Below are 12,502 nucleotides of genomic sequence, written 5' to 3'. Positions count from 1 at the left end.
TCAGACTATTTATAAGGTAATTCGTATTTCATTGAGCCAACTACGGCCTCTCAATTTTATTGATAACAATAAAAAGGTCCCCTAAATGGTGATAGAGGACTTTTTTTCAAGTATATTCTATTTTAAAGTTCTTACTTACCTTTTATTTTAAAAGATATTGCTGTAACTTCTTTATTAACAGTTCCATCCCATTTGGACTTACAACAATCTTCCCACTCGCTAACGAGATATTGCTGTCTGAAATATCACCTGTAAGTGCACAAGCTCTTGGAGATTGATATTTTCGTAAAATAATCTGATCCTCTTCTATAAACATTTCAAGAGAATCTTTTTCTACAATTCCTAAACTCCTTCTTATTTCCATTGGAATAACAATACGCCCCATGCTATCTGCTTTACGAGTAATCCCTCTTGTTTTCATAAAATGCCACCCTTTATTTTTATCTAATATTACGGTACTTATTTTAGCAATAAACAACAATTAGGAATAGTTCGTATTACAGCACTTTTTTTAGGAATAAATACCAATTAGGGATAACTTATGTTAGAATTATTTCTTGTTTATTCTTGATTTTTAATATATTTATCCTTGATCATTTTTATATATTGTTTTCTTTCTGTTAATTCAAATATAAATAATGCCTTTTTTATGTATGTTAAACCAACTTCATTAGAGTGCTGAAATTTTAATAAAATTGCACCTTTTTCAAAGAATAATTCACCTAATAAGTATAAAGTATTCATATTAATGGCTAATTTTATACCTATTTCACTATACTTTATTGCTTCTTCATATTGATTTGCAAGGTGTAAACATTTTGTTAACGTATGAATGAGTCTTAATTTGATTTCTTTTTCTCTAGGAAATTCTATCTTATTAAAATTAATTAAACTTTGTTTTAATATATTTATACTTTTCTCATACTCTTTATTTTCTGCATGTATTATAGCAATTGAATTCATTATGCTTATTTCTTTTTCTGATAAAAAGTTACTACTACTTAAGGTTTGTTTTAGTGCTCTATTTAAAATGTCAAAAGCATTAATTGTTGCTCCATTTACATAATATATAGCAATCGCTTCATGCCATAATAGAAATTGTTTATCTTCTTTTGATTGGAAATTATTTTCGTTTTTCTCTTTTTTCACTATTTCGTAAAGCTCATTATATTGTTTTTGTTTCACACAATCTCTCATTACATATTTTACGTTTTCAATATATTTTATTTTTTTGTTTTTGGTTAGTGCAAATATATAATTTGGATCAATACCAAGTCTTTCAGATAATTGATACAACAATATGCTAGATGGATAAATAAAACCTTTTTCTATCTTACTAATTTGACTTTGTGAACATATTCCATGACATAATTCAGATTGTGACATGTTTTTTTCTTTCTAAGTTCTTTAATAATAATACCTAGATTGTAGAATTCCATCTTTCCTCCCTCAAATGTAACACTTTATGAGTATAAGAATATTTTCCAACTTTTAATGTAATGTAAAATTAACATAGTTACAATTACTAATTATATGGATTTATAGTTTCTTTTACAAACTTGTATCACAATACGAGAAATTATTAAAATATGGTTCACTAATAATCAATGGGAGTTTTATTCATCCCCACTGATTATTAGTCCACTCCAGGCAGGCTTTTTCAGGGAGTCCGACTTCTTTGCCACATCTAAATTTTGAGGTGGGAGTCTTACTACCCGCAAATAGCCAGATTAAAATAAATATGATTTTTCACCTTTATTTCTTTTAATAGTTTCTTTTGATTTTTATATAAATAATTTCGAAGGAGCGTATTTTATGAAAAGAATGTTGACCGAAAGAGAGTTAGAAGTGGCTATTTATGTAGCAAAAGGATTTACAGATGTAGAAATTTCAAAAAAAATATATGTTACCCCTCGAAGAATTTCAACGATAATTAATCATATTAAAGAAAAATGGCATATTAATTCTAGAGTGGAATTAGGTATTTTAGTTTATCATTATGGTTTTATAGATGCACCCTTATTTTCAAATAAAGAAAATCATTTATTCGAAAAGGTTGCACAATAATTGGCCAAGTATAATGTGTTCATTTACAAATAAAAACAGAAAAGTCGCTGAACTTTTATTATTTAAGGTAATTCTGAAGGTGATGGGCATGTATGGATTGCTAAAAGAAAAAATATAGATTGTATTTAGATATTTTAGTAAGAATGATTGTACCAGAAACAGCAAGTATAGCTTTTAATGTAGAAAATCCATCCATTTTGATTAAGCTTTTTTGAAAAAGGGTGGGTTTCTTCAGTTTATAGGAAAGGTATACTTAACTTATAAAGTGAAACTTTAATCATTCGAGCTGCCCGTTAATGCAGGATAAAAAATACAATAAAATAGGTAAACATGCCATCGCATCTTTACCTATCCTATGGATAAACAGGTTCTCATAAGAAATAGAAAACTTCCCTAAACACTATAAATATATTATTTTAAATTAATTGGTTGTTGTTGAGTAATACAATGGATCATACCACCATTTTTATAAAGCTCTCTTACATCAACCCCCACCACTTTACGATCAGGATAAAGTTTTTGAATCGTCTCATTTGCTATTTTATCATTAGGGTCATTATAGTTAGGAACTAAGATAACTTGATTCGCTATATAATAATTAATATATGAACCTTTATAATCAAGTTGCTTTCCGTTTTCTAATGTAACATTATTCTTGCTTAACGGCAGATATACATACTTGTACTTATTACCCTCAGCATCTTTTGCTTGCAACAACTTGTTAATATCTTTATCAGACGTTCCCCATTCAGCTAAATCTTTTTTGTTTAACGTTATAATAGTAGATTTATCGTAGAATTTTGCAAATCCATCAATATGAAAATCAGTAATATCTAAGTTAGGTACTCCATCTAACCAAATAAAATTTGTTACCCCAAGGTCACTAATATATTTCTCAATATCTTTTTCTGACAATTTTGCATTTCTATTTTTATTCGTCACAGCACTTCTAGTTAGTAAAGCAGTTCCATTACCATCTAATTCAAATGCGCCACCTTCAAGAACAAATTTATTCCAATCAATTCTTTCAATTCCTAACTGTTTACTAAGATTCTCACGAAGACGAGCATCTTTCTTATATGGTGTTTTCTTTCCCCATCCGTTAAATCCTGGGTCTAATATCTTTAGATTTTTGTCATTATTATAAACAAAAATTGGTCCAGTATCTCTTGTCCATACATCGTCAGTAGGTGCGATAAAGAAATCAATTTTCCCCATATTTACCCCGTGATCTATTAAAACTTCAGTAATTCTTTCTTTTTCTTCTTGATCATATGCAACAATATGAACTTTTTCGCCTTTGCTTAAAGCATTTGTCATTTGAATCCAAATTGGCTCTACTTCTTGCTGATATTTTTGCCCATATGTAAATTCATGAGACCATTGTAGCCATGTTCCTTCATGTTTGCTTTTTTCATCTGGCATTGTATACTTTCCTACTTGTTTTCGTACCTCTACTTTCTTCATATCTTTTCTTTGCGTTTTTTCAATTTCCATCGCCTGAACTTTCTCAATCCCTTTCCCTAGAGCATAACCACTGAAAATAGATGTGGTTAGTATAGCACTCATACACAAATTCGTTATTTTTTTCATTTCTTAACCTCCTTTTCTGTCTTACTGTAAACCTTTACATAGTGTGAAGGTCAAGCTTTTCCGTTTGAATTATTTAAATATTTTAAATGTGAAGTGCAATTTGAATCGAACCCTATACAAAACAAGTAAGAATCAACTATTCCTACTATAATCATCATTTTTTCATAATATCTTACACTCTTTTTTTGTTATCCTTTTTATACCATGTACTGTATTATTTTCGAAAATAATACAGTACATGAAATTTCATATTAAATACATATATATATTTATTCAGTTTATATTTAACTATTTAAAAGCAATTACAATTCTCTCTTTCATTTTCTGTAATACTTCACTGCTCAATACTTTTTGACCAGCAGGAAGTTTTAATATGGCAGCGGCACCTTTACTAAGGTATATTTCTTGATTATTATTTTGATTTACTACCAATATTCCTTGCCCTTCAAATTCGAAATAACTAATATCTTTTGTTTCATTTGTATTATTTTTTATTGCTTTATATAATCCATATAAATCTTTACTTCTATTTTCTCCGCCCGTTCGAATCGGTTCAGTATCATTCGCAACAATTAGTCCTTCTGGCTGCTCACCCTTCATAATAAACCACAGCTTTTCATTTGTTGGTAATAGTAAATTCTTAAATTCAGAGCTATTTAAAATTTGCTGTGCTGGAATTGTTTCATAGATTGGTAACGAAAATGGAGATGTTGTTATTTTTTCAAAACTTAAATTTTCAGAAGAACTTCCCTTACTATATTGATAATCTTTTAATGCGATCGATTGTACTGATTCACTTTTATTTTTTGATGCATAACTAATTTTACTAGCGAAAATAATAACGGTCATTAAACACATGCACGGTATCACAAGCTTAAGTAGTTTTCCCATTTACGAACCTCCGCTTTTAATATTATTAGTTTACATGGATATTATAGACAGTTTCACTCCACCAAAAATTATTATTGTTATGGAACGTACTGAAATTATGATTATAATGATCACCATACCAAGGGTCCATGTATGTTATATAATCTGTTCCATTTGTCCCTTTATAAAACCCATCAAGTACTAGAAAGTGTCCGATGTTAGCTCCATTTTGCCACATAATGAGTGCAATCATCGGCTGATTACTATTAATTTGACTTTTGAACCAATCATACGATTTTGCTCCCGAACTTATAGCTGAGCTAACCCCATATCCCGATAATCCATATTGTATTTCACGTGAAGTTGCAGGATTATTATATGATCCACCCTTAACATACCTAACGTACTGATCTTGTGAAGGAGTTTTCCCAAAATAATTTAAAACTGAAACCGAAGTGCCTGCCCAACACCAATTTGATCTTTCTTGTAATATGTTAGGTACAGATAATTTACGATCTATTGATGTATTTGGAGGATTTCCATTAATATACGCTGACGTTACATATACTTTTTTTCCATCTTTAAAATAATAAAACCAACGATTATCTAAATTTCCTGTCCAGTAATCTTTAACCGCTTCACCATACTCCCATCCTTTAAAAGATACTGTTGTATTTCCGGGAATCACATCTACAATATTTGCATTCAAACTTTTTGCCTCTCTAACATTTACATTCAATGGAGCTGTTGTTCCTGTAAATTCAACTTCTTCTGCTATTATTTTCTGAACACCAATAAAACTAAATGTGAAGAACAATAAAAACATACAAACAATAAAATGCTTTCTTCCCTTCATTTCTCCACCCCTTCATCAGTACTAAAAAACATCAACAATTCATCCTTATTAATTGTTCAAGCTTAATATTACATACTAACGAAAAATGACTTCTCATAAAGTGAAACTTTGATCAGTAGTGGTTTTATTCATCCCCCACTGATTGTTAGTTAAACCAATCGGGCTGCTCTGCAAATAGCGGGATAAATTCCAATACAAAAAAGGAGCCTATAAATTTTTATAGGCTCCTTTTTATTTCGTCGTTATTACTTAGCTAATTCTTTTGTACCCTTCATTACATCAATGAAGAATCCCCAGTTATTCACTACAGAAGAGATACTGATATGTTCATCTGGAGTGTGGACGTTAAAAATGTCTGGTCCGAATGAAATTGCATCTAATTCAGGCATTTTTTGAACAAATGCGCTACACTCAATCCCCGCATGCACAGCGAAGATTTCAATTTCTTTATTGTATTTTTCTTCATGCACTTTTTCAAATAAATTACGAATTTGTGAGTTTGGATTGTATGGCCATTCTGGATACTCTGACTCTATTTCAAATGTAGCACCAACTAATTCAGCAATATATTTGATTTCTTCTGCAACATGTTGTTTTAAACTACTTACAGAACTTCGCACTTCGTTACGTAATTTAATTTCATCTTGTAACGTTTCAATAACGCCTAAATTTGTTGAGCTTTCTACAAGACCTTTAATATCCATGCTCATACTTTGAATGCCATTCGGAATTAAGAATAATGATGAAATAAGCTGCTTTTGTGTCTCTTTAGCAAATACTTTTTCAACTGTTTCATCCAATTTTGTCAGTGTAACATGAACATCTGGATCAACAGCACGCATTTCTTCTTGTAATACACGTGTCCATGATTCTAGTTTTTCTTCTACTTGTCCTACATCTTCTATACGAATTAAAATTGTAGCTACACTTTCACGCGGAATTGCATTCGTTTTTAATCCGCCATGAACTTCACTTATGTAAAGCTCCGTATGTGCTGATAAATCACGTAATACTCGTCCTAATACTTTGTTCGCATTACCACGTTGTTTATCAATTTCCATACCAGAATGTCCGCCTTTTAGACCACCAACATATAGACGGTATGCATCCATATTCGCTGGCGCTTCATCCCAAATTACGGGAATTGTTTCAACAGCTTTCGCACCACCTGCACTACTTACAAGTAATTTATGATCTTCTTCAGAATCAATATTTATAAATATCTTTCCTTCAAAATGATTTGGATCAATAGCAAAAGCCCCACCCATTGTCGTTTCTTCTTCAGTAGTGATAACGACTTCAAGTGCTGGATGCGGAATTTCTTTCGAATCTAATAAAGCTAATGCATACGCAACTGCAATACCATTATCAGCACCTAAAGTTGTTTGATTTGCATATAACATGTCCCCAATGATTCGTAATTCAATTGGATCTTTTTCAAAATCATGTACTGTTGCTTGATTTTTTTCGCAAACCATATCCATATGACCTTGAATAATAATAGCTGGTACATTTTCATAACCAGCTGTTGCTTCTTTTTTAATAATGACATTTAATGCTTCATCTTGAATGACTTCTAAGTTACGCTCTTTTGCAAAGCCCACTAAATAATCACTAATTTCCTTTTCATTACCTGATCCTCTAGGAATCTTTGAAATTTCTGCAAAATGATAAAATACAGGGTGCTCTGTTAATTGTTCTAAAGTAGAATACATTTTTCAAGCTCCTCTCCAAATAACAAAATAATATGTAAGTCTCATATCATTATACCATGATTCATTATTTTACCTTTCTTTTTACTTTTATTGTTCATTTTATGTACAACACTCTTACACCATTGTAAGGGCGTTGTAATCTATATCGATTTTTCTCATTTAATAATAGCCGTATACTTTTTAAAGAAGCACATTAAAGGAGATAAAGAAAATGAAAAAGTTTTTAGCAATTATTACACTATGTTTATTACTTTCGAGTTTTACTATTGGCTGTGAGAGAGCGTCACTAAATAGAATTGGTAAAGATGTATATTACATGCAGATAAAATGCGAAGGAACTATCGAAAAAGTAGATGGTAGAAACTTACGAAACTATACGCTGCCCGCATATGATGAAGATGGCGTCAAAAAACAAATTACATTTAGAAGTACAAAAAAAGAAAACAATCATAAATTAAATGAAGACGCGTTTTTACGCCTTTATGTAGATCAAGATGATAATAGCAAAAATGAAATATCATCAATTGAAGTAAAGTCCTATGAAGAGATTCAGAAAACAGATTTACCTAAAAAAGTAAAAGATAAGTTTACTATTAAATAAAAAAACAAAAGAAAATGCTCTATGCATTTTCTTTTGTTCTTTTCACCTGTATATATTTTGAACTACTATTATTCATCAGTTTCTCTAACCGATTTATATTCTCCGTTAATGCACCTTTCACAAGAGAGAAATCTGTATTGGATTCTTCTTTTTTTTCTTTAAAAAACGAAGACTTTTGTACATTGACTTCAGCCATCTCTTCTCCCCCTTTTCAAAAAGATACAACCTTTTATTTATATTATATAACAAATATAGAAAGAGTGTACACTTATGATTTTCTTTTTAATTCTTCTTCTAATTCTTCTACTTGCTGCAACGTATCCCCTTTTATTAAAGAGAAATCTGTTGTATCTTCGTTATCTTCTTTAAAAAAATCATTGTCATAATCTTTTACCACTACAATCACCTCTACATGCTAGTGTAGGAATGATTGTCCAATTTTATTCAACTTTGTCGGATTTTGTTTTTAATTTATGTATAGAAGAAAAGGACAGAAAAAGATTCTGTCCTTATTTACTAAAATAACTATGATGTATTGTTAAATTATATACATTTTCAAAATCCCGATCTTGCAGGTTATTTTTCTTTCCATCAATAACAATGAAAACGTCACTTACTATTTTTGCTGGTATAATCCCGACATTTTCTACTTGCACCGCTTTCTGCTCATTCAATTGCTCGATATGTTCTAACGGAACGATAATACTAAATTGCGAGCGAATACCACGAAAGTTTGTATTTAATTCCTTCGCGGCTTCAAAAACAACAATTTTCGCACCAATCTTTTCCCCATATGAATCTAAAAATGCATTTAAGCTCTTTGTATATTCCTCTTCCGTATGCCATTCCATCGTACCGAATACTGATGGATTAACATTTTGAATAATTGTCGTGTATATTTCTCCTCTCGCTTTAGATGCAATTAATGATCGTTTTATTGATTGAACTGTCTTGCCAATATCACTAAATTTCGCACCCCATATTTCTGAAATATTAGGTGTTAAAATGAACGCAATATCAACAAAAATAACCATCGCAGTAAACATCAAAAGATTTTTCCAGAGGGTTAAATCGATTCCTTTTATCATGAAATACACAGTGACAGATATGATAAACAAACCATACCAAGTCTTTCTAATACGTTGCTTTTTCTCCTCGTACAACTCCTCATTTTTCCAAAAAAAGAAAACAAGGACTACAAAGACAATCGCTAAAACAAATAAGCCAATTCGAATGTTAGAGATCATTAATCACATCACCCTCCATTCAAAAACTACTCACGATATCATTACATGCGCAAGTCGCTCTCTTTATGACAAAAGACGTGGACAAGCTTCTAAAATTAGCTACATCGCATATATATTAGAAGGTACCACGTCTTTTATCCTGCTATTTGTGGGCAATAAGACCCCCACTGATTAAAGTTTTACTTTACCATGAGTCTACATTGTATATGTAGACAAGCATCCATTTCAAATTTTCGTATTAAAAAGAAATATGTTTCGGAATTTCCCCTTCAGGTACTTCTCCATCCATACTTAAATAATAATGACGAATCGGACGTAAATCTTCATCTAATTCATAAACAAGCGGAATGCTAGTTGGAATATTTAATGAAACTACACCATCACTTGAAAGGTTATCTAAGTATTTTACTAGCGAGCGAATTGTGTTACCGTGTGATGAAATAATTACTTTATTACCACTTTTTAATGTCGGCGCAATTTCTGAATGCCAATAAGCAAGTACTCTCTTCTCCGTATCCTCTAAACATTCAGTTAACGGAAATTCACCTTTTTTGAGTGTTTTATATCTTGGATCGGTCGCTTCATATCGAGAATCGTCTTCAGTAAGAGCCGGTGGTCTTACATCAACACTTCTTCTCCAAAGATGAACTTGCTCCTCACCATATTTTTGAGCAGTTTCATCTTTATTCAACCCTTGCAATGCACCATAATGCCTTTCATTTAGCTTCCAAGATTTATGTATTGGGACCCAAGTAAGATCCATCTCATGAAGTACAATCCATAACGTCCGAATTGCGCGTTTTAATACAGATGTATAAGCCACATCAAAAGTATATCCGTTTTTCTTTAATATTGCTCCTGCTTCTCTCGCTTCACTTAATCCGTTCTCTGATAAATCAACATCTGTCCATCCAGTAAAGCGATTTTCAAGATTCCATAAACTTTGTCCGTGACGAATAAGTACAAGTTTTATCATTATAATTCCCCTTTCGGAAATGTGAATTTTATTGTTCCATTGCGTACACGTATAAAGTATCTAGTAATGTATCTTTTTATCCATTCACTCTATGACCAAACGATAGTTGCCAAATGTATGGATAAAATTTGTTCTTTTTCAAACGATAAAAACAGAAGTTTTTTCATTATTTTTGATCGACTGGTATTTCCCGTTTTGATACCCAAGCATCAAAACCTGATCGGCTATTTGCCATTTCATTCATAACTTGGTGCCAATTGTCCTCACATGATTCACCAAATTTTGAAAAAATAGCACCCATTTGTTGTCTTTGTACATCACTCAGTTTTTTCTCTAAATCTGTACCTTTTTCTGTTAAAGTCAACTGTTTCACACGTCGATCATGCATAGCTTCATTACTCTCAATTAAGCCCTTTTCCACAAGTTGACGTAGCGGTCCGTGAAGAGCTTGTTTACTTATTTCTAATAGTGATAATAACTCATTTACACTTATCCCTGGAAAACGTGCGATAAAAAATAAAATTCGATGATGTACTCGTTGAATGCCATATTCTTTTATAATTTCATCTGGCTTTTCAGTAAATGTTTTATATGCAAAATAAAATAATGCTAATGCCTCATTCATCTGTTCTTCTTTATGTTGTGTCATCTACTTTCCCCCTGTATGTAAATTATACCACAATCTAGTAATGAATATTTTAATCAACGCATTAGAACTTGTTCAGTCTATTGAAACATTCATTGCATAATTAGGAGCTGATTCATTTGAAAAAACAATACACTGTAAGTACATATTTATTGGATAGACTACACGAATTAGGAATTGAACATATATTTGGGGTTCCTGGTGATTATAATCTTGCCTTTTTAGATGATGTGGTAGCACATGAAAATTTAAAGTGGATTGGCAATTGTAATGAATTAAATGCTGCATATGCAGCAGATGGGTACGCTCGCATAAAAGGAATCGCTGCTCTTATTACTACTTTCGGTGTCGGAGAATTAAGCGCTATTAACGGTATTGCTGGCTCATATGCGGAAAACGTGCCAGTTATAAAAATCACGGGTACGCCACCAACAAAAGTAATGGAAAATGGAGCAATCGTCCATCATACGTTAGGAGATGGAAAGTTCGATCACTTTTCCAATATGTATCGAGAAATCACTGTGACACAAACAAATGTAACAGCTGAACATGCTGCTGAGGAAATTGACCGTGTTTTACGTGCATGTTGGAATGAAAAACGCCCGGTTCATATTAATTTGCCGATTGATGTGTATAATAAACCAATTAATAAACCGACAGAACCTATTATAAATAAACCTATTTTAAGTAATAAAGAAGCATTAAATAAAATGCTTCTACATGCCATTTCAAAAATAAATAGTGCCAAAAAACCTGTAATTTTAGCTGATTTTGAAGTAGATCGATTTCACGCTAAAGAACATTTACATCAATTCGTAGAAAAAACTGGGTTTCCCATCGCGACGTTAAGTATGGGAAAAGGAATATTCCCAGAAAAACACCCTCAATTTATAGGGATTTATACTGGTGATGTAAGTTCTCCGTACTTGAGAAAAAGAATTGATGAATCTGATTGTATTATTAGTATTGGTGTGAAGTTAACTGATACTATTACAGGCGGCTTCACACAAGGTTTTACAAAAGAACAAGTTATAGAAATCCATCCCTACACTGTGAAAATTATAGATAAAAAATACGGTCCAGTTGTAATGCAGGATGTTTTACAACATTTAAGTGATTCAATTGAGCATCATAATAAAGATACTCTTGACGTTAAGCCATTTATTTCAGCATCATCACCTTTTACTGAAGAGTTCAATCCAAAAGCACAAATGGTCACTCAAAAACGTTTTTGGCAGCAAATGTACCATTTCTTACAAGAAAAAGACGTCTTAATTGCAGAGCAAGGAACACCTTTCTTTGGTAGTGCTGCTATCCCTCTACCTAATAACACTGCATATGTAGGACAACCGTTATGGGGATCAATCGGATATACATTACCCGCTCTACTTGGTACACAGCTCGCCAATTTATCACGGCGCAACATTTTAATTATTGGTGATGGTTCTTTCCAAGTAACTGTCCAAGAGTTATCGACTATACTATGTCATAATTTAAAACCGATTATATTTTTAATCAATAACAACGGATACACTGTTGAACGTGCGATTCACGGCCAAAACCAACCTTATAATGACATACAGATGTGGGATTATACTAACTTATCGAGCATATTCGGATCAGAAGAAAAAAGTCTAACATTTAAAGTTGAGAATGAAACAGAATTAGCAGAAGTCTTAACAAATATAACTTTTAATAAGAATCAACTTATCTTTATTGAAGTTATAATGAGCCAAGGAGATCAGCCTGAATTGTTAGCTAAACTCGGGAAAAAATTCGGTCAGCAAAATTCTTAATATAAAAGCATAACCTAATTATACGATTGGTAGTGTAAAACTTGTTTTGAGAATAGTTTCGCCACTCAGAATACATAAGAAGGAGGATGGCAAGCGCCATCCTTTTCTATTTTAAGAGCCTTCTTCGACTAACGC

General features: G+C 31.8%; 13 protein-coding genes and 1 pseudogene. 3 read left to right on the top strand and 11 right to left on the bottom strand.

Annotation, left to right across the window (positions count from 1 at the left end; genetic code table 11):
* Positions 1 to 142: 142 nt before the first annotated feature.
* Both ACTJJY_RS15645 and ACTJJY_RS15640 read right to left on the bottom strand, forming a co-directional pair.
* Entirely contained in the window at positions 143 to 421 is a 279-nt protein-coding gene (locus ACTJJY_RS15645) for an AbrB/MazE/SpoVT family DNA-binding domain-containing protein (protein WP_088021275.1), read from the bottom strand.
* A gap of 140 nt (positions 422 to 561) precedes the next feature.
* Positions 562 to 1,439, bottom strand: a pseudogene (locus ACTJJY_RS15640) (helix-turn-helix domain-containing protein).
* Between the two features lie 376 nt (positions 1,440 to 1,815).
* Here ACTJJY_RS15640 and ACTJJY_RS15635 point away from each other — a divergent pair.
* A complete protein-coding gene (locus tag ACTJJY_RS15635; protein ID WP_000827555.1) occupies positions 1,816 to 2,067 on the top strand; it encodes a response regulator transcription factor in 252 nt (83 codons plus the stop codon).
* Positions 2,068 to 2,478: 411 nt separating this feature from the next.
* On the opposite strand, the gene ACTJJY_RS15630 is transcribed toward ACTJJY_RS15635, so the two are convergent.
* The 4 genes from ACTJJY_RS15630 to pepD form a co-directional block, all read right to left on the bottom strand.
* Positions 2,479 to 3,660 (bottom strand): agmatine deiminase family protein, encoded by a 1,182-nt coding sequence (locus ACTJJY_RS15630; RefSeq protein ID WP_440605919.1) that lies wholly within the window; start codon positions 3,658 to 3,660, stop codon positions 2,479 to 2,481.
* A gap of 288 nt (positions 3,661 to 3,948) precedes the next feature.
* Positions 3,949 to 4,551, bottom strand: coding sequence for a hypothetical protein (locus ACTJJY_RS15625; RefSeq protein WP_440605918.1), 603 nt, complete (start codon positions 4,549 to 4,551; stop codon positions 3,949 to 3,951).
* A 25-nt stretch (positions 4,552 to 4,576) separates the two neighbouring features.
* Positions 4,577 to 5,386, bottom strand: coding sequence for a papain-like cysteine protease family protein (locus tag ACTJJY_RS15620; protein ID WP_440605917.1), 810 nt, complete (start codon positions 5,384 to 5,386; stop codon positions 4,577 to 4,579).
* A gap of 245 nt (positions 5,387 to 5,631) precedes the next feature.
* A complete protein-coding gene (gene pepD / locus ACTJJY_RS15615; RefSeq protein ID WP_440605916.1) occupies positions 5,632 to 7,101 on the bottom strand; it encodes a beta-Ala-His dipeptidase in 1,470 nt (489 codons plus the stop codon).
* A gap of 211 nt (positions 7,102 to 7,312) precedes the next feature.
* Between pepD and ACTJJY_RS15610 the strand changes: the two genes are divergently transcribed.
* Positions 7,313 to 7,702 carry a YxeA family protein gene (locus tag ACTJJY_RS15610; RefSeq protein ID WP_440605915.1) on the top strand — a complete coding sequence of 130 codons (390 nt, stop codon included), beginning with the start codon at positions 7,313 to 7,315 and terminating at the stop codon, positions 7,700 to 7,702.
* A 19-nt stretch (positions 7,703 to 7,721) separates the two neighbouring features.
* Here ACTJJY_RS15610 and spoIISB read toward each other — a convergent pair whose 3' ends face one another.
* From spoIISB to ACTJJY_RS15585, 5 genes are all read right to left on the bottom strand, one after another.
* The gene (spoIISB, locus tag ACTJJY_RS15605) at positions 7,722 to 7,898 is read right to left on the bottom strand and encodes a stage II sporulation protein SB (protein ID WP_000852629.1); all 177 of its coding nucleotides are present in this window, start codon (positions 7,896 to 7,898) and stop codon (positions 7,722 to 7,724) included.
* Positions 7,899 to 7,970: 72 nt separating this feature from the next.
* Positions 7,971 to 8,099, bottom strand: coding sequence for a hypothetical protein (locus ACTJJY_RS15600; RefSeq protein ID WP_000237818.1), 129 nt, complete (start codon positions 8,097 to 8,099; stop codon positions 7,971 to 7,973).
* 112 nt (positions 8,100 to 8,211) lie between these two features.
* Complete coding sequence (locus tag ACTJJY_RS15595; RefSeq protein ID WP_053564491.1) at positions 8,212 to 8,949, bottom strand: type II toxin-antitoxin system SpoIISA family toxin; 738 nt, start codon at positions 8,947 to 8,949, stop codon at positions 8,212 to 8,214.
* Positions 8,950 to 9,187: 238 nt separating this feature from the next.
* Positions 9,188 to 9,925 carry a 2,3-diphosphoglycerate-dependent phosphoglycerate mutase gene (gpmA, locus tag ACTJJY_RS15590; RefSeq protein WP_440605914.1) on the bottom strand — a complete coding sequence of 246 codons (738 nt, stop codon included), beginning with the start codon at positions 9,923 to 9,925 and terminating at the stop codon, positions 9,188 to 9,190.
* 166 nt (positions 9,926 to 10,091) lie between these two features.
* On the bottom strand, positions 10,092 to 10,574 hold the full coding sequence (locus tag ACTJJY_RS15585; RefSeq protein ID WP_440605913.1) for a MarR family winged helix-turn-helix transcriptional regulator: 483 nt from the start codon (positions 10,572 to 10,574) through the stop codon (positions 10,092 to 10,094).
* 107 nt (positions 10,575 to 10,681) lie between these two features.
* Here ACTJJY_RS15585 and ACTJJY_RS15580 point away from each other — a divergent pair, with 107 nt between their 5' ends.
* Positions 10,682 to 12,367 (top strand): alpha-keto acid decarboxylase family protein, encoded by a 1,686-nt coding sequence (locus ACTJJY_RS15580; RefSeq protein WP_440605953.1) that lies wholly within the window; start codon positions 10,682 to 10,684, stop codon positions 12,365 to 12,367.
* Positions 12,368 to 12,502 lie beyond the last annotated feature (135 nt).

Origin of the sequence: Bacillus sp. 22475, from assembly GCF_052044835.1 — a bacterium.
GTDB lineage: Bacteria > Bacillota > Bacilli > Bacillales > Bacillaceae_G > Bacillus_A > Bacillus_A cereus.
This window is presented reverse-complemented; position numbering and strand designations above follow the sequence as displayed.